This is a genomic window from Pseudomonas sp. BLCC-B112, assembly GCF_028550695.1.
Lineage (GTDB): Bacteria > Pseudomonadota > Gammaproteobacteria > Pseudomonadales > Pseudomonadaceae > Aquipseudomonas > Aquipseudomonas danubii.
Window position 1 is genome coordinate 20382 of record NZ_JAQQGK010000002.1, and the last position, 16969, is coordinate 37350.

The 16969-nt window shown below is 65.1% G+C and carries 15 protein-coding genes; 4 read left to right on the plus strand and 11 right to left on the minus strand.

Annotated elements, in window-relative coordinates; translation table 11 throughout:
- The first annotated feature begins 122 nt into the window (after positions 1-122).
- On the plus strand, positions 123-950 hold the full coding sequence (locus PQT43_RS05620) for a class I SAM-dependent methyltransferase (protein WP_272753595.1): 828 nt from the start codon (positions 123-125) through the stop codon (positions 948-950).
- A gap of 156 nt (positions 951-1106) precedes the next feature.
- On the opposite strand, the gene PQT43_RS05625 is transcribed toward PQT43_RS05620, so the two are convergent.
- The 4 genes from PQT43_RS05625 to PQT43_RS05640 all read right to left on the minus strand — a co-directional run bounded on the left by PQT43_RS05625 (position 1107) and on the right by PQT43_RS05640 (position 5157).
- Positions 1107-1331: an MbtH family protein gene (locus PQT43_RS05625; RefSeq protein WP_016965112.1), complete on the minus strand. Its 225-nt coding sequence runs from the start codon at positions 1329-1331 to the stop codon at positions 1107-1109.
- Between the two features lie 82 nt (positions 1332-1413).
- Positions 1414-2826: an aspartate aminotransferase family protein gene (locus tag PQT43_RS05630; RefSeq protein ID WP_102880391.1), complete on the minus strand. Its 1413-nt coding sequence runs from the start codon at positions 2824-2826 to the stop codon at positions 1414-1416.
- Positions 2827-3153: 327 nt separating this feature from the next.
- On the minus strand, positions 3154-4479 hold the full coding sequence (locus PQT43_RS05635; protein WP_102880392.1) for an ATP-binding protein: 1326 nt from the start codon (positions 4477-4479) through the stop codon (positions 3154-3156).
- Positions 4480-5157, minus strand: a complete 678-nt coding sequence (locus tag PQT43_RS05640) for a response regulator (RefSeq protein WP_102880393.1) — start codon at positions 5155-5157, stop codon at positions 4480-4482. It abuts the gene before it with no gap.
- 154 nt (positions 5158-5311) lie between these two features.
- On the opposite strand from PQT43_RS05640, the gene dsbD reads away from it, so the two are divergent.
- The 3 genes from dsbD to dsbG are packed head-to-tail and all read left to right on the plus strand — an operon-like array spanning position 5312 to position 8669.
- Positions 5312-7063 carry a protein-disulfide reductase DsbD gene (dsbD, locus tag PQT43_RS05645; protein ID WP_272753596.1) on the plus strand — a complete coding sequence of 584 codons (1752 nt, stop codon included), beginning with the start codon at positions 5312-5314 and terminating at the stop codon, positions 7061-7063.
- Positions 7063-7926, plus strand: a complete 864-nt coding sequence (locus tag PQT43_RS05650) for a TlpA disulfide reductase family protein (RefSeq protein ID WP_102880395.1) — start codon at positions 7063-7065, stop codon at positions 7924-7926. Before dsbD ends, PQT43_RS05650 begins: the two co-directional genes overlap by 1 nt.
- The gene (gene dsbG / locus PQT43_RS05655; RefSeq protein WP_253085267.1) at positions 7902-8669 is read left to right on the plus strand and encodes a thiol:disulfide interchange protein DsbG; all 768 of its coding nucleotides are present in this window, start codon (positions 7902-7904) and stop codon (positions 8667-8669) included. Before PQT43_RS05650 ends, dsbG begins: the two co-directional genes overlap by 25 nt.
- A gap of 208 nt (positions 8670-8877) precedes the next feature.
- Here dsbG and PQT43_RS05660 read toward each other — a convergent pair whose 3' ends face one another.
- The 7 genes from PQT43_RS05660 to PQT43_RS05690 all read right to left on the minus strand — a co-directional run bounded on the left by PQT43_RS05660 (position 8878) and on the right by PQT43_RS05690 (position 16870).
- Entirely contained in the window at positions 8878-9690 is an 813-nt protein-coding gene (locus PQT43_RS05660) for an alpha/beta fold hydrolase (protein ID WP_253085266.1), read from the minus strand.
- A 108-nt stretch (positions 9691-9798) separates the two neighbouring features.
- On the minus strand, positions 9799-10155 hold the full coding sequence (locus PQT43_RS05665; RefSeq protein WP_253085265.1) for a DUF6124 family protein: 357 nt from the start codon (positions 10153-10155) through the stop codon (positions 9799-9801).
- 405 nt (positions 10156-10560) lie between these two features.
- Entirely contained in the window at positions 10561-13002 is a 2442-nt protein-coding gene (locus PQT43_RS05670) for a TonB-dependent siderophore receptor (protein ID WP_253085264.1), read from the minus strand.
- An 87-nt stretch (positions 13003-13089) separates the two neighbouring features.
- On the minus strand, positions 13090-14049 hold the full coding sequence (locus PQT43_RS05675) for a FecR family protein (protein WP_102880399.1): 960 nt from the start codon (positions 14047-14049) through the stop codon (positions 13090-13092).
- Complete coding sequence (locus PQT43_RS05680; RefSeq protein ID WP_267268683.1) at positions 14046-14552, minus strand: sigma-70 family RNA polymerase sigma factor; 507 nt, start codon at positions 14550-14552, stop codon at positions 14046-14048. The genes PQT43_RS05675 and PQT43_RS05680 overlap by 4 nt, the downstream gene beginning before the upstream one ends.
- A gap of 111 nt (positions 14553-14663) precedes the next feature.
- Positions 14664-15713, minus strand: coding sequence for a hypothetical protein (locus tag PQT43_RS05685; protein WP_102880400.1), 1050 nt, complete (start codon positions 15711-15713; stop codon positions 14664-14666).
- A 119-nt stretch (positions 15714-15832) separates the two neighbouring features.
- On the minus strand, positions 15833-16870 hold the full coding sequence (locus PQT43_RS05690) for a hypothetical protein (RefSeq protein WP_272753597.1): 1038 nt from the start codon (positions 16868-16870) through the stop codon (positions 15833-15835).
- Between the last annotated feature and the right edge of the window lie 99 nt (positions 16871-16969).

Genomic DNA, 16969 nt, shown 5'->3' on the forward strand with positions numbered 1-16969 from the left:
CTCAGCAGCGGCTACAGTCGGGGTCAGGGGACCGGGGCCGCTTACATATTTGCTCAAGATCGCGGTCATTTCCCGGTGCTAGTCTGCGCGTCGCAACAATGCCCAGACAGGAAGACCAGGCCATGAGCGAATACCTGACACTCAACAAGACCAATTGGGACGAACGCGCGCCCTTGCACACGGCCTCGGCGGATTACGCGGTGCAGCGCTTTGTCGACGACCCGCAGTTTCTCTCCAACGTGGTGCAGTTCGACCGCCCTCTGCTGGGCGACATCCAGGGCCTGCGCGGCGTGCATCTGCAATGCCATATCGGCACCGACACCTTGTCCCTGGCGCGCCTGGGCGCGCGGATGAGCGGGTTGGATTTTTCCTCGGCCTCCCTGGCTGAAGCCCGGACCCTGGCCCAACGCTGCAATACGCCTATCGACTACCACGAGTCGGACGTGTTCGCGGCCACCGACGTACTGCCCCGCGGCGAATTCGATCTGGTCTACACCGGCATCGGCGCGCTGTGCTGGCTGCCGAGCATCGAGCGCTGGGCACAGACCGTCGGCGCCCTGCTCAAGCCCGGTGGCCGGCTGTTTATCCGCGAGGGGCATCCAATGCTCTGGGCCCTGGATGAAGAACAGCGCGATTCGCTGCAAGTGGCGTTTCCCTACTTCGAACGCAGCGAGCCGCTGGTCTGGGACGAGGACACCACCTACGTGGAAACCGAGAGCAGCCTCAAGGCCACGGTGACCCACGAGTGGAATCACGGCCTGGGGGAAATCATCAGCGCCTTGCTGGCCCAAGGCCTGGAAATCACCGGACTGGTGGAACACCAGAGCATTCCCTGGGAGGCCCTGCCCGGGCAAATGGTGGTGGATGAACGCGGCGAATGGCGACTCAAGGAAGCGCCATGGCGCCTGCCGCTGAGCTACACCCTGCAAGCCGTCAAGCGCCTGGCCTGATCGCCGGGCATGAAAAACCCGCCAAGCTCAAGACGCCAGCGCCTTTGTAGCCGCTGCCGCAGGCTGCGAACGACTCCGCAGGAGGCGCTGCTCTTGAGAACGCTGAAGGGCCTGCGGCCCTTTGCGCAGCCTCGCAGGCTCGGCAGCGGCTACAGATCAGCCGGCCACGGCCTGCTGGTCCATCTTCTGGCGCAGGCTCAGGGGCCGCATGTCGGTCCAGACTTCTTCGATGTAGGCCAGGCACTCTTTCTTGAAGCCGCTCTTGCCCACGGTGCGCCAGCCCTGGGGCACGGCCTTGTAGTCGGGCCAGATCGAGTATTGCTCTTCGTGGTTGACCACCACCTGGAACAGGATGTCCTCACGGTCGAATACTGAAGTCATTGCTTGTCTCCGTCGTTAATAAGGTGTGCCGCGCCCCAGGCGTGGCAGTTGTGTAGAAGGAACGAACCAGGGCCGCGAAAAATTAGAGGCTGGCCACCGCGGCGGCCACTGCCTTGCTGAAGATGTCCGCCACCTGATCAATCTGCGCCGCGCTGATGATCAGCGGCGGCAGGAAGCGCACCACGCTGCCATGGCGCCCGCCCAGTTCGAGGATCAGGCCGCGCTTGAGGCATTCACGCTGCACCAGCGGCGCCAGGCGCAAATGTTGCGGCGGATGGCCCTGGGCATCCGGGGCGCCGGCAGGGTCCACCAGCTCGACGCCAAGCATCAGGCCACGGCCACGGACATCCCCCAGTTGCGGGAAGTCCCGCTGCAGGATCAGCAGGTGCTCGCGCAAGCGCTCGCCCATCGCCGCCGCATGCTCGGGCAGCCGGTGCTGCTTGAGGTAGCGCATCACCGCGGAACCGGTGGCCATGGCCATTTGATTGCCACGGAAGGTCCCGGCGTGTGCCCCCGGCTGCCAGGTGTCGAGCCAGTCGCGATAGACCATCACCGCCAGCGGCAGGCTGCCGCCGATGGCCTTGGACATCACCACCACATCGGGAATGATCCCGGCGTGCTCGAAGGCGAACATCTTGCCGGTGCGACCGAAGCCGCTCTGGATTTCATCGACGATCAGCGCCACCCCGGCCTGCTCGGTGATGCGCCGCAACCCTCGCAGCCAGTCCAGGTCCGCCGGAATCACCCCGCCCTCGCCCTGCACCGCCTCGACGATGACCGCCGCCGGCAGGGCCACGCCCGCTTCAGGATCGCTCAGCAGGTTTTCCAGGTAATGCAGGTTGACCTTGACCCCCTCGGCGCCCCCCAGCCCGAACGGGCAGCGGTAGTCATAGGGAAAGGGCAGGAACTGCACACCATTGTTCAAGAGTCCCGCCAACGCACGCTTGGGCCCCAGGCTGCCCATCAGGCTCAGGGCGCCCTGGCTCATGCCGTGGTAACCGCCCTGGAACGACAGCACGGTGCTGCGTCCAGTGGCGGTACGTACCAGCTTCAGCGCGGCTTCCACAGCATCAGTGCCGGTGGGGCCGCAGAACTGGATCTTGGCTTCGGCGGCCAGGGCCTCGGGCAACAGGCCGAACAGGTCCTGGACGAACTGATCCTTGACCGGGGTGGTCAGGTCCAGGGTCAACAGCGGCAGTTCATCGGCCAGCACCTGCTGGATCGCGGCGATCACCACCGGGTGGTTGTGGCCCAGGGCCAGGGTCCCGGCCCCGGCCAGGCAATCGATGAAACGCCGGCCTTCGACATCCTCGACATGAATGCCACTGGCCCGCTTCAGGGCCAGGGGAATGCGCCGCGGATAGCTGCGGGCATTGGATTCCTGACGGCTCTGACGGGCCAGCAGGGGCGACTCCTCGAACTGGTAAAGCGCCTCGGCCGGGGCGGGAGCAAGGCCCACCGGCTGATCGTCCATAAGGCTGGTAACGGCTGACATGTCTCGAACCCTCGCGCTGCAATTTGAGCAAAACGACCACCGGCCGGATGCGCAGCCCAAGCGCGGGTGCGCACTGACAGGTTTTCCTGTTCTAAAAACGCATCAGCGCGGTCGGGATTTACACCCCAGGACGAGGAAATTGCACATACCGCCCCGTAGGAGCCAACTTGCTGACGAAGGCGATCTCAAGAGCCTCTTCGCTGGAAAGCCAGCTCCTGCGGCGGGCAGGCGGAACGTACAAGAGCCCGTAGGAGCCAGCTTGCTGGCGAAGGCGGCCTCAAGGGCCTCTTCGCTGGCAAGCCAGCGCCTACAGGGGACGGTGATGGGTCAGGCGCGGTGGGCAGGCAGGGTCAGCTCGACCCGTAGGCCATCAGGAAGGCTGTCGAAGTGCAGCTCGCAAGCGCAACGCTGGACAATGGCCTGGACAATCGCCAGGCCCAGACCGCACCCGGTGCTCTGGCTGTTGCGCCAGAAACGCTGGGTCAGGTGTTGCAGGTCTTCCTGGGCAATCCCCGGGCCATGGTCACGCACCTGGAAACGCAGGCGACCGGCCACCAGTTCCAGGTTCAACTCCACCGGGCAGTCTTGCGGGGTATGGCGCAGGGCGTTGTCCAGCAGGTTGCGCAAGGCGGCAATCGCCAGGGTCGAGGGCATGGCCACCGGGGCCTCGGCGGTGTGCTCTCCCAGGTGCACCTTGACCCGCTGCCGGGCGCCCACGGCGGCATCCTGGATTGCCAGGCGAACCACTTGCTCGGCATTGCAGTGCACGCCGTCATCAAACGACAGGCTGCCCTCGACCCGAGCCAGCAACAGCAGTTGCTCCAGGGTCCGGTGCAGGCGGTCGGCGCCCTCCTCCGCCCGGGCCAGGGATTGATCCCGGGCCGCACCGTCGGTCATGCGCGCCACCTGCAGGTGGGTCTTGATCGCAGTCAGCGGGCTGCGCAATTCATGGGCGGCATCGCCAGTCAGGCGACGTTCGCGTTCGATGGTCTTGGCGATGCGCTGGAACAGCTGGTTCTGGGTGTCCACCAGCGGCCGCAATTCGCTGGGCATGGGCCGGATCTGCAACGGCTCCAGGGAGTCGGCGCTGCGGCGCATCAGCGCGTCGCGAATCCGGTTCAGCGGCGCCAGGCTCTGGCCGATGCCCAGCCACAACAGCCACAGACAGCCCAGCAAGGCCACCCCCACCGGCACCGAGGCAGCCAGCAGAACCGACATGTTCAGCGCCTCGCGTTCCACCTGGCGGTCAGCGGTGGTGATGCGCAGATCACCGCGCACCAGGGTGAAGGTGCGCCAGGGCGCGCCGTCGATCATCTGGTCATGAAAGCCCAGTTTCTCGGCTTCCAGGGTGTGTTCCGGGGTGCTGTGGCTGCGGGCCAGGACCTGCCCGCGCAGGGAACTGACCTGACAGGCCATGCCCCCGGGAATGGTCAAGGCCGCGCTGGCAATCGGATGGGCATGGGTGTCGGAGGGCAGCGCCGGCATCTGTTCCAGTAGACCGGCCACCATGCGCGCCGAAGCCACCAGCCGCTGATCCAGGGAAAACATCATCTGATTGCGCAGATCGCTGAGCATCCAGGCCGCGGCCAGGGTCCAGATCAGAATGAAGGCGGCGCCCAGGGTCACGCTCAGGCGCAGGCGCAGGCTCCTCACTTAGGACTGCTCCTGGCCATCGGCCGGCCCCAGGCGATAACCCAGGCCGCGCACCGTCTCGACGATGCCGTTGCCCAGTTTGCGCCGCAGGTGGTGGATGTGCACGTTGAGGGCGTTGCTTTCCAGTTCGTCGTTGAACCCATAGACGCTGTCCTTGAGCTGTTCGCTGGACAGCACCCGGCCGCGGTTGTGCAGCAGGGCCTGAAGCAGCGCCTGCTCGCGCCGGGACAGATCCACCGGCTCGCCGCCCAGGCGGGTTTCCCGGGTGCTGGGGTCGTAGGTCAGGCGTCCGTGCTCGATCAGGTTGACGCTGCGCCCCGCCACCCGGCGCAACAGGGTATGCAGACGCGCCGCCAACTCCCGCAGGTCGAACGGCTTGAGCAGGTAATCGTCGGCCCCGGCCTGCAGGCCGTCGACCCGATCGGTCACCGAATCGCGGGCGGTGAGGATCAGCACCGGAATCTCCAGGCCCTGCTGGCGCTGTTGCTTGAGCAACTTCAAACCATCTTCATCCGGCAGGCCCAAGTCCAGTACCATCACGTCGAAATCGGCCACGCCGAGCATGGCCCGCGCCGCCGAGGCGGAGGCCACATGCTCGACCGTCAGGCCCTGGGCCGTGAGGCCGGCGACTATTCCGCTGGCAATCAGCTCATCATCTTCACAGACAAGTACGTGCATGGTCGGTCCTGTAACAAAGGCGTTGATTAGACAGGCGGCGGATTAAGCGGACATTATGCCCGCCACCGCCGTGCAACAACCCAAGTATGGTTAATCATCGGTTAATCAGGACCCGCCATTGTGCATCCCACTTGCACCGGTTTAAGGCTTGACCATGCGTCGATTGCTCATTTTGCTGTTTATGCTGTTCACCACCCTGGCAGAAGCCAGCAACAATCCGTTCGAGGTCAAGCCCGACTTCCTGCCGGTGGACAAGGCTTTCACCTTCACCTCCGAGCGCCTGCCTTCCGGAGAAACCCAGCTGTTCTGGCAGATTGCCGACGGCTACTACCTGTACCAGAAACGCCTGAAGTTCGATGGCCTGGCCCAGGAGCATCAGCCGACGCTGCCGGACGGCGAACACCACAGCGACGAATTCTTCGGCGAGCAGACCGTGTATCGCCAGGGCCTGGAAGTGAAGCTGCCGCCCGCAGCCAGCGGCAAGGTCAAGCTGGGCTGGCAGGGCTGCGCCGACGCCGGCCTGTGCTACCCGCCGCAAACCCTGGAACTCGACCTGGGTGGTGCGCCCGCCGTCGCCGCCAGCAGCCCGGTCGCCGCCGGCCCTGGCACGGCCCAGGACCAACTGCTGGCCAACGATCTGCAACAAAAATCCTGGGGCCTGGGCCTGCTGGCCTTCTTCGGTTTCGGCCTGCTGCTGGCCTTCGCCCCTTGCTCACTGCCGATGCTGCCGATCCTCGCGGGGATCGTTGTCGGCAGCGGCGCCAGCCCGCGCCGGGGCTTGGCCCTGGCCTCCAGCTACGTGCTGTGCATGGCCCTGGTGTATGCCGGCATGGGGGTGATCGCCGCCCTGCTGGGCAGCAACCTGCAGGCCTGGTTGCAACAGCCCTGGGTGCTGGGCAGCTTTGCCGCGTTGTTCGTGCTGCTGGCGCTGCCGATGTTCGGCTTCTTTGAATTGCAAATGCCCGCGTTTCTGCGCGACCGCCTGGAAGGCGCCAGCCGCCAGCGCCAGGGCGGCAGCCTGATCGGCTGTGGCGCTCTCGGCGCGCTGTCGGCGCTGTTGGTAGGTCCGTGCATGACCGCGCCCCTGGCCGGTGGCCTGCTGTACATCGCCCAGACCGGCAATGCCCTGTTTGGCGGCCTGGCGCTGTTCGCCCTGGGCCTGGGCATTGGCCTGCCGCTGCTGTTGCTGGTGACCGTGGGCAACCGCTTCCTGCCCAAGCCGGGGCCGTGGATGAACCTGCTCAAGGGCGTGTTCGGCTTCCTGTTCCTGGGCACCGCCGTCTATATGTTGCGCCCGGTGCTCGACACCAGCCTGTGGATCGGTCTGTGGGGCGCCCTGGCCCTGGTACTGGCCTATTGCGCCTGGCAGCAACGCGCCATCGCCGGGCGCCTGCTGCACCTGTTTGGCGCCGCAGCCGTGCTGTTTGGCCTGTGGGGCAGCGTGCTGCTGGTGGGCGCCGCTGGTGGCAGCGATGACCTGTGGCGACCGCTGAAGGTCTACAGCGGTGGCAGCGTGGCCAGCAGCGCCACGGCCCACGATGCCTTCACCACCGTCAAGTCGCCCGCGGAACTGCAACGTGCCCTGGACAGCGCCCAGGCCCAGGGCCAATGGGTGCTGCTGGACTACTACGCCGACTGGTGCGTGTCCTGCAAGATCATGGAGAAAACCGTGTTCGGCCAGCCGCAAGTCCTCGACGCCCTGAAGGACGTGCGCCTGCTGCGCCTGGACGTCACCCATGACAACGCCGACAGCCGCGAACTGCTCAGCCGCTACAAAGTGCCCGGCCCACCCAGCTTCCTGTGGATCGGCCCGGACGGCAGCGAACGTCGCGGCCAGCGCATCACCGGTGAAGTCGATGCCACGGCCTTCCTGCAACGCTGGACTCAGACCCGGGAAGCCCGTTGATGCTGACTTTTACCATCGGCACCTTCGCCATCGCCCTCAACCACCTGCTGCTGATCAGTGCCCTGGCCCTGGCCACCCTGGTGGGCTGGCGGGTGGCCAAGCGCGGCGGCGACAACCCGGAATCGGTGCTGTTCATGCTGTTCCTGCTGGGCATGCTCGCGGCGCGGATCTGCTTCGTCATCGCTTACTGGAAGCACTACCAGCACAACCTGTGGCTGATCATCGACCTGCGCGACGGCGGCTTCCTGGCCTGGCCGGGGGTCATCATCATGCTTCTGGCAGCCCTGGCCTGGGGCTGGAAACGCCCACCGCTGCGCCGCCCGCTGGGCGCCGGTATCGCCAGCGGCCTGGCCTTCTGGCTGCTGGCCAGCCTGTCCCTGACGCTCTACGACCAGGGCACCCGCCTGCCGGAAATGCCCCTGCGCAATGCCACCGGCGACACCGTGCAGCTCACCGACTATCAGGGTGGGCCACTGGTGATCAACCTCTGGGCCACCTGGTGCCCGCCGTGCCGGCGAGAAATGCCGGTCCTGGAGCGCGCCCAGCAGCAACGTCCGGACCTGACCTTCCTGTTCGTCAACCAGGGCGAAAGCATGCAAAGCGTGGCCACCTTCCTCGCCACCCAGGAACTGAACCTGAACAACGTGCTGTTCGACAGCGGCGGCCGCCTGGGCCAGGCCGTGGGCTCCATGGCCCTGCCCACTACACTGTTCTACAGCGCCGACGGCCGTCTGCTGAGCAGTCACCTGGGTGAACTCTCGGAAGCCAGCCTGGCCCGTGCCCTGGAAAACTTCGACGACGCCCATCCGACCCCGGTCGCCCCTGCAAGGAAACTGCCATGCCCTTCATCCGCCACCTGCTGAGCCTGTCCTTGGGCGCAGCCCTGCTCAGCGCGCCGCTGCTGCACGCCGAAGAACTGCCCGCACCGATCCGCAAGATCGAAGAAAAAGGCGCCAAGATCCTCGGCAGCTTCGATGCCCCGGATGGCCTCAAGGGCTACGCCGCGCAGTACCAGAACCGAGGCATGGCCCTGTACCTGACCCCGGACGGCAAGCACGTGCTGCTGGGCAACCTGTACGACGCCGACGGCAAGGACCTCAGCGCCGAGCCGCTGCAGAAACTGGTCTACGCACCGATGGCCAAGGAAGTCTGGAACAACCTGGACAAGAGCAACTGGATCGCCGACGGCAAGGCCGATGCGCCACGCATCGTCTACCTGTTCAGCGACCCCAACTGCCCCTACTGCAACATGTTCTGGCAACAGGCGCGGCCCTGGGTGAACGCCGGCAAGGTGCAACTGCGGCACATCATGGTGGGCATCATCCGCGAAGACAGCCCGGGCAAATCCGCCGCCCTGCTGGCCGCCAAGGACCCGCAACAGGCCCTGCAGGACCACGAGAAAGCCGGCAAGACCAGCGCCCTGAAACCCCTGGCGAGCATTCCAGCGGCGGTGCAGGCCAAGCTCGACGCCAACATGAAACTGATGGAAGAGCTGGAGCTGTCGGCGACCCCGGCGATCTTCTACCTCGACGACAAGGGCGAACTGCAACAACAGCAAGGCGCCCCGGCCCCGGGCAAGCTGACGCAGATTCTCGGCCCGAAATAACCCCGCCCCCGTAGGAGCCGGCTTGCCGGCGAAAGCGTCTGTCAGGTTGGCGCCCGGCTTGCGGGTCTCTTCGCTGGCAAGCCAGCTCCTACAACGCGTATCCCCACCCGTAGAAGCCAGCTTGCCGGCGAAAGCGTCCGTCAGGCTGGCGTCCGGCTTGCGGGTCTCTTCGCTGGCAAGCCAGCTCCTGCAACGGAAGAATCGGGCTTCAACCGTGGCGCTGTAAAAACGCCAACAAGGCCCGGGTCACGAACGCCGGGTTCTCACGGCTGGAGATATGCCCGGCCTCGGGCACCAGCTGATAAGGGCAGCCGATGCGCTCGGCCATCTCGATGGTTTCCGCAGGCGGCCGCGGCTGGTCCTGATCACCACACAGCAGCAAGGTATTGCGCCCATCCAGGCGTTCCAGCTGATCCAGCACATCCGCCCGACTGAAGGTGATGCGCCCAATGGGGATCACGCTCGCGCGCAGGCGCTCGGTCGGCAGCGCCGCGAGGCTGGAACGAAAGTCCTGGAACAGCGCCGACTGCCGGTCGATGCCCGGACGGAAGAAGATCGGCACCACGATGTCCAGCAGCGGCTCGGCGATCAGGCCGCTGTCCTCGATCTGCTGGAACAGCGAGAAATAGTACTGCCGGGTCGGCTCAGGCTCGGCGCCCAGGTAAGTGTCCATCAGCACCAGACCGTCGATGCGCTGCGGCGCCGCCAGGGCCATACGGGCGCCCCACATGCCGCCCACCGACAAGCCCACCAACGTCACCCGCTCAATCTGCAAATGGTCGAGCAAGGCCAGCATCTGCCGCGCCACATCGTCCAGCGACGCGGTGCCTTGCGGCAACGGCCCGGACTGGCCATGGCCCCACAGGTCCACCGCAATCACCCGGTACTGCGCCGACAACGCCTCGATCTGCGGCGCCCACATGCTGGTGTCCCACAAATAACTGCCGGCCAGGAACACCACCGGCCCCTGGCCATGGTCAAGGTAGTGCAACGGTTGTCCATCGAGGGTGGCGAATGCCATCGGCTAGCTCCTGTAGGGAATGACGAAAAAGGTCCGACAGACTGTGCCGTGAAAAAGGCTCAGTCAATCGGACCGGGGCGACAAAAACGTATCAGCAGATGCCCGGATTCAGGGCTCGCGCTGGCCGTCGAGCAAGGCCTCCACCACCGCGCGAGCCATCTCCACCGAATGCACCATGGACCAGATCAGCCCGCGCTCCAGGCCGCTGCCCTGCTGGGTGATTTCATCGCAGACCTCTTCGGCGCATTTGAGCAGCAGCGCCACATGCACTAGGGCTTCTTCGGCGCTAACGCCTTCGCGCACGCTGAACAGCGAGTCGGGGGAAACGGGGTTGGCTTGGGTCGTGAGCTGGAACAGCGCGGGGTCCAGCGGTTGCCGGGCCAGGGCCACGCGTAGGGTGGCGTTGGCTTCCTTGAGGGCGGGATCGCGATAGGACGTGGGGGGATCGGGGACGAGCTTTTTCATGGTCAAACTCCTGGTAATGACAAGGAGCTGACACCGTTCGCTTGCACACGAATAAGGTGGCAGCCGTACGCGGGTGTGCAAGACCGAGTTACCAGAACCCCGGCAGATCCGAAGATCTCCCGCGCACGGCCGCCATAACACGGCGAACATGAAATCGCTCAGGCATGACTGAGCGCTTATGCGTCTGGTAACAGTCGGACTTGCACATCCGAGCCATCGATTGGGCGATGGCTCCGGAACCCTAGCCCGCCCACCAGGCGCATTCAAGCGGCCCGCAGTTTCTCGGATTTGCCTTACAAAAGAAAGCGAACCGCCTGACTATCAGACGTTGTTCCTCGACATTCGGAGCCACTGCGTTCCAGGGCAGCAGGCGCGTTCACGGCCACCTGCTCCCCTGGCCCTGCGTTACCAGTCGTAGCTCATTTCCACCGAAGCCACCCGCTCCTGGCCGTAGTAGCAGCCGAAGTTGTAGTTGCAGTCGGAGACGTATTCCCGGTCAAACAGGTTCTGCACGTTGAGGCTGCTTTTCAGCCCGCGCAGGCTCGGGTCGAGCTTGCCCAGGTCATAGCTGATGGTGGTGTCGTACACCACATAGGCTGGTGTGCTGAAGGTGCTGCCCGAGTCCCCCGGCTTCCTGCCGGTGTAGCGCGCGCCCACGCCAAAGGTCAGGCCGTTGAGCGCCGCCTGGGTGAAGTGGTAGTCGACCCAGGCACTGGCCGAGACCGGCGCCTGGGCTTCATTACGGTTGCCCTTGGTGGAGTCATTGGCCTTGGTATAGAAGGAATCGATGTAGGTGGCGGCAGCCATCACATCGATGTTGTCCAGGCTGGACTTGATTTCCAGCTCGATGCCCCGGGAACGAATCTCGCCCTGCTGCGCGTTGTATTCGGGGTAGTCGATGTCGTTGGTCAGGGCGTTCTTCTGCTTCACCTGAAACACCGACGCGGTCATCAGCGTCTTGTCCAGGGGCTGGTACTTCACCCCCACTTCATACTGCTCGCCCTCGGTCGGTTTGAAAGCCTTGGCACCGCGCTCCGGGGCGCTGGTGCCCACGGTCGGCAGGAAGGACTGGGAGTAACTGACATAGGGCGCCAGACCGAAATCGGTCACGTAGGTCAGGCCCACCCGACCGGTGAATTTGTGGTCCCGCTGTTCAACAATGCTGCGGGCCAGCAGGTCCTTGTTTTCCACTTCGGCCCAGTCCTGGCGGCCGCCGAGGGTCAGTATCCATTGGTCAAGCTTGATCTGGTCCTGGACGTAGACGCCGGTCTGGCTGACGGTGTTGTCCCAGCGCGTGGTCAGTTCGGGGGTGACGCTGCTGGTGTCGTAGTTGTTCTTGCCGTACAGGTCTACCGGCAAGACCCCGTAGGCGTTGTAGCCGGTGTACTTGCGATTGAAATGGCGATAGTCCACGCCCGCCAGGGTGGTGTGCTCCAGGGCGCCGGTGTTGAAGCGGTACTCCAGGTTGTTGTCCAGGGTGTAGGCCGTGTTGTGCTGCTGCCAGTCGAGCTTGGTGCGGGTGGCCCGAGTGTAGTCGGTCACACCGCCGGCATCGGTGACGAAGCCACGCAGGAAGAAGCCCTTATAGCGGTCGCGCACGTCGATGTAGCGCGCGGTGGAACGGAATGTCAGGTCGTCGTTGAGGGCCTGGCTCAACTCGTAGCCAAGGATGTACTGGTCGCGCTTGTAGTCGTTGTAGCGCGAATCGCCATTGAAGAAATCGCGGTCGATCTTGCGCCCATCGGGGCCGCGTTCGAGGGTGCCGATTTTCGGCAACGCCTGGTAGTCGGCCAGCCCGTCGTCGCGCTGGATCTGCGCAAACAGCGTCAGGCGCGTGGCGTCGCTTGGGCTCCAGGTCAGGCTCGGCGCCAGCAGGGTGCGCTGGCTGTTGGTGTGGGCCACCTGTTCGTTGCCCTTTTTCGCCACGCCGATCAGGCGATAGGAGAACTCTCCCTGATCATCCAGCGGGCCGCTGCTGTCCAGGGCGCCATTGACCCGGTTGTAGCTGCCCAGGCCGAACTTGACCTGATGTTGCGGCGTACTGCTGGGGCGTTTGGACACTAGATTGACCAGGCCACCGGGCTGGTTCTGCCCATAGAGCACAGACGACGGCCCCTTGAGTACCTCGACGCGCTCCAGGGTGTAGGGATCGATTTGCGGCGCCCCGCCCAGGCTGCCGGCATAAGGCAGGTAGGCGCCGTCCAGGTACAGCGGGGTCGGGGCGAAACCGCGGCTGGTGATCTCGTCGGCAATGGTGTTGCGGTCGGTGTAGCCGTTGACGCTCAGTCCCGGCGTGTAGCGCAGGACCTGGGTCAGGTTGCGCGCGCCCTGGGTCTGCACCTGATCGGCAGTGACCACGTTGATGGTCTGAGGAATTTCCAGGATCGGCGTATCGGTCTTGGTCGCGGTGGCGCTGCGAGTAGCCACGTAGCCATCCACGGGCCCCCAGGCCTGCTCCTGATCCTGGCCCTGAATATGGGTCGGCTGCAGTTGCAACGCCGACCCCGTGGGCAACAGGTACAGGCTCCAGGTGCCGCTGGGGGTGGTGGTCAGGCCCAGGCCGCTGCCCACCAGGGCCTGCTGCACGGCCTGCTCGGGAGTCAGTTGGCCACTGACCCGACTGGCGCGCTTGCCGCTGAGCAACTGCGGGGCCACCGACAGCACCCGGCCGCTGTCCCTGGCGATGCGGCTCAAGGTCTCACCCAGGTCACCGGCGGGCAGATCGAACGCTCGGGTGGCCTGGGCCTGCTGCGGCTCGGTCGCGGCATGGGCGACAGTGGGCAGAGCGGCGTAACTCAGAACGACAGCCATCGCCAGCAAGCTGGGACGGAAAATAATCTGGGACATGGAAAGGGCTCGTTATTAGGTTGGCTTTCCATAACCAGGACACGGGAAAAACCGAACCCCCTCACTGTTCCTGGCTTTTTTTAACAATCAGCGCAGCTCGATACGGGTCAGCCAGAAGCCATAGCGGGTCACCTGGATCGGCAGGGTTTCGCCGAGGGAGCGCAGCACCTGATCGCTGTCATCCAAGGGGAACACCCCATAGACCCGGACCCGCGCCGCTTCCGGGCTGATGCGCAACAGGCCGCTGCGGTAGGGCCGCAGCAGTTCGATCAGTTCGCCCAGGGGCTCGTTGCGCACATCGATGCGGCCGTCGAGCCAGTCCACCCGGGTACGCAACGACGGTGCCTGACGCTCGATGCCTTGAGCGCCGAAAGCAAAGGCTTCACCGGCCTCGACCCGCTGCTGGCGACCCTGGGCGGTGGTCAGCAGCACGCTGTGTTGCTGCACGGAAACCAGACTGCCGAGATCGTTGCGGCTGACCATGAAACGGGTGCCCAGGGCCTGCACCCGCCCCTCGCGGCTTTCGACGATAAACGGCCGCGCCGGGTCGGCAGCGACATCGATTTGCACCGTGCCTTCACGCAGGACAATGCGCCGCTGTCCGGCATCGAAGCGGATATCCACGGCGCTGCGGGCGTTCAGGTGGAGCCGACTGCCATCGGCCAGGGTCATGGACTGGCGCTGGCCGGTGGCGGTATCCAGGTCGGCCAGCACCTGACCCAAGGGCAACACGCGGTTAACCAGCCCGGCAGCACCGCCTCCCAGCACCAGCAACGCCAGCCCGCCTCCCAGCACTTTGCGCCGCGCTGGCGAAGGCAGCGATCGCAAGGCCCGGCTGGCCGCCTGCAGTTGCTCGCTGCTCTGCAGTTGCTGCAAGGGCTGGCTGAGCACGGCGTTGACCCGCTGCCAGGCAGCGGCGTGTTCGCCGCTCTGCGCCAGCCAGTGGGCAAAGGCTTGCTGCACGGCATCTCCCTGGCTGCTGGATTCCAGCTTCAGCAACCAGTCCACGGCAGCGCGATTGGCCTGGTCGCTGGCGGTACGGCTCATGCGGCGCGCTCGCTGAGGCAATGCAGGAAGGCTCGCCGCAGGTCGCGCTCGACGGTCGCCAGGGAAACCCCCAGGCGCTCGGCGATCTGCGGCTGCGCCAGGCCTTCAAGGCGATGCAGGATAAAAGCATGGCGCACCCGTTGCGGCAGACCTTCGAGCAGCCGGTCGATCAGTTCCAGCGCTTCGCGCACCAGCGCCAGCTCCTCTTCGCAGGGGCTGAAGGCCTGCGGCATCCGGGCCAGTTCCAGCAGGTACTGCTGCTCCAGGGCACGGCGCCGGAACAGGTTGCTCAACAAGCGCCTGGCCACCGTGGCGAGAAAGGCCCGCGGTTCGTTGAGATCGGCCAGTTGGCCGGCGGTCAGCGTGCGCACGAAGGTGTCCTGAGTCAGATCCGCGGCATCCTGCGGGCACTGCAATCGGCGATACAGCCAGGCACGCAACCAGCGGTAATTCTCGCTATAGAGGTTGGCAACTATGGCTTTGGTGTCTACGGGACTGTGCATCGAGACCGGCACGCTAATGGTAATTGTTATCATTATCCAGTTTGCCGGTCATGAAAATCAATGTTCGTCGTTGCAAATCCCCCAGTGCCGCGGCAAATCCGGGGGTGGCGGTCAGCGGTATTCTTCCGGCGCCTCGCGTTCGAGGATTTCCTCCAGGTCGCTCAGGTCACCGCGCTCCTTGAGAATGCCGCTGACCTGATCGATCCACACCTGCTCTGAAGCAATCCCCGCCCAGGACTGGCTGCCAAAGCCGTGATACGGCCGGTCGTCGAAGGTGCTGATCAGCAACTGGTTGAAGCGCCCGGTGTCCAGTTTTTTGCGCTGGATTTGCACTTGCAGCGCCCCCAGCACCTTCTGCTGCTCTTGCGGGTTGGGGCGATAGCGGTAGAGCCGCGGCGAGCTGAGCACCAGAAACTCCGGCGGCAGGTTTTCATCGATGGCCGCCTGCAGGCGGTAATGGCCATCGAGAATCAGATAGCAGCTCAGACCGGTGACGTACCACAGCAGGATCGGCGGCAAACTGCCTTCGCGGGCTTTTTTGCGCCACCACTTCAAGCGCCCGGAATGCGGGTCCACGGCATGCAGGCCGACTACTGCGCCACCGTACTCCCCCAACCCGACCCAGCGCGCCGTACCGGCCTGTTGGTTGTCGAGGATGTTGCGGCCATAGATCGCCCACTGCGGCATATGGCTCAGGGCATCTTCACCGCCCTTGAAGTACCAGGCTTCGGTGCCACTGAGCAGCGGCCGCAGCGGCTTCTGCGATGCCGGGCGCAGGGCCCGCACCAGCCAGTAGCCGGGGTAGAAGAAGTCCGGCTGGTGCTGCATCAGTTGCTCGACGAAGAAGCGGCTCCAAGCCTTGAGGCGCAGCGCCGGGTCGAGGCGCGCCTGTTGTTCCACCTGAGGCGAGTCGATGGGGCCCACCAGGGTTTGCGGCAGTTGCTCCGGCAGGTGATTGCGCACCAGCCATACGCCATACAGGCAGCGGGACATGGTGCCCCAGAGCAGGGTCTGGTCGCCCAGCACCAACTGCATACGGCAGTTGTTGCCACTGAGCAGGCACAGGTTGGGCTTGCCGTTGGCCGGGCGTTTGACGTCCACGCCGAGGCCGTTCCAGTGGCCGGCCAAATCCTCGATGTCACGCCAGAAAATCTGTTCCACGATTGTCCCTAATCCTTGATCAATGACCGGCCCAGCGGCAGGCGGGCGCGACTATAGCAGAGGGCTGGAGGGCGCATTCGCCTGTAGGAGCTGGCTTGCCAGCGAAGGCGGCCGGCGCTTTACCCATGGCGCGCAATGACCGCGTCCACTTCGTCTGCCAACCCTTGCCCGCCCAGGCACTGACGCACCTCGTCGCACCACTGCGACTCCGGTTCATTGCCGGCCCAGGCCGGGGTAGCGCTGCGGTACTGCGGCCGGTCATCGAACGCCTGGATCAGCACCCGGTTGAGGTTGTCGGTGCTCAGGGCCGGGTTGCGCGGCACCGCGTCGCCGCGCTTGCGCAGTGAATCCATGACCCGTTGCTGATGCTCCAGGCTCGGTGCGAAGCCGCGCTCGCGGGTGGCGCTGAGGACGATGAATGATGGCGCGAGGTTTTCCGCGATGGCCGCCTGCAAACGGTAATGGCCGTCGATCACCACATAGGACGCCAGCCCGCCGACATACCACAGCAGCACCGGCGGCAGGCTGCCTTCGCGGGCCTTCTTACGCCACCACTTCAAGCGCCCAGCCTCGGGGTCGACACGGTGCAGGCCGATGAGCTTGCCGCCGCCGTGCCACCAGTCGATCCATTCCAGGGTCTGGGGTTGCAGGTTGTCGAGAAAATCCTCGCCGTACAGCCGCCAGTTGGGCACGTGGGTCAGGGCATCTTCGCGGGAGCTGAAGCGCCAGTTGTCCAGGCCGCGCGCGGTGCTGGAGGGCTCCGGCAGCAGGCCCTGGGCCAGCCAGAAACCGGGGGTGAGAAAGTGCCGGGCGCTTTCACTGAGATGGCTGACGAAATAGCGGCTCCAGGCCTTGATCCGCCGCTCGGGCGCCAGCGCCGCGTGCTGCTCCACCGTGGGTGAGTCGATGGGTGCCAGCAACCGGCATTCGGCGCCGTCCGCCAGCGGGTTGCGCACCAGCCAGACGCCGCCGTGGTCGCGGGCCAGGGTGGCCCAGAACAACGGCATGTCGTGGTGCATCAGCTTGATCCGGGCATTGGCGCCGGTGCGCAGGTACAGCGGCGGTTTGTCCGTGGCACCCGGCTGCACTTCGACACCCAGGCCACTCCAGTTGCCCAACGTATCTTCGATGTCGTGCCAGTAAAGCGGCTCTGCCATGGTTCCGGTCCTTGAATGAAAACGCCCGGCACAGGTGCTTGGACCTGGGCCGGGCGCGATCATAACAGAGGGTCCAAGGGCCTATGTACCGTCAACCCG

Bases quoted from the DNA above. Each gene is read 5' to 3' on its own strand.
- PQT43_RS05620 (WP_272753595.1), top strand. From the start codon at position 123: ATGAGCGAATACCTGACACTCAACAAGACCAATTGGGACGAACGCGCG.
- PQT43_RS05625 (WP_016965112.1), bottom strand. From the start codon at position 1,331: ATGACTTCAGTATTCGACCGTGAGGACATCCTGTTCCAGGTGGTGGTC.
- PQT43_RS05630 (WP_102880391.1), bottom strand. From the start codon at position 2,826: ATGTCAGCCGTTACCAGCCTTATGGACGATCAGCCGGTGGGCCTTGCT.
- PQT43_RS05640 (WP_102880393.1), bottom strand. From the start codon at position 5,157: ATGCACGTACTTGTCTGTGAAGATGATGAGCTGATTGCCAGCGGAATA.
- dsbD (WP_272753596.1), top strand. From the start codon at position 5,312: ATGCGTCGATTGCTCATTTTGCTGTTTATGCTGTTCACCACCCTGGCA.
- PQT43_RS05650 (WP_102880395.1), top strand. From the start codon at position 7,063: ATGCTGACTTTTACCATCGGCACCTTCGCCATCGCCCTCAACCACCTG.
- dsbG (WP_253085267.1), top strand. From the start codon at position 7,902: ATGCCCTTCATCCGCCACCTGCTGAGCCTGTCCTTGGGCGCAGCCCTG.
- PQT43_RS05660 (WP_253085266.1), bottom strand. From the start codon at position 9,690: ATGGCATTCGCCACCCTCGATGGACAACCGTTGCACTACCTTGACCAT.
- PQT43_RS05665 (WP_253085265.1), bottom strand. From the start codon at position 10,155: ATGAAAAAGCTCGTCCCCGATCCCCCCACGTCCTATCGCGATCCCGCC.
- PQT43_RS05670 (WP_253085264.1), bottom strand. From the start codon at position 13,002: ATGTCCCAGATTATTTTCCGTCCCAGCTTGCTGGCGATGGCTGTCGTT.
- PQT43_RS05675 (WP_102880399.1), bottom strand. From the start codon at position 14,049: ATGAGCCGTACCGCCAGCGACCAGGCCAATCGCGCTGCCGTGGACTGG.
- PQT43_RS05680 (WP_267268683.1), bottom strand. From the start codon at position 14,552: ATGCACAGTCCCGTAGACACCAAAGCCATAGTTGCCAACCTCTATAGC.
- PQT43_RS05690 (WP_272753597.1), bottom strand. From the start codon at position 16,870: ATGGCAGAGCCGCTTTACTGGCACGACATCGAAGATACGTTGGGCAAC.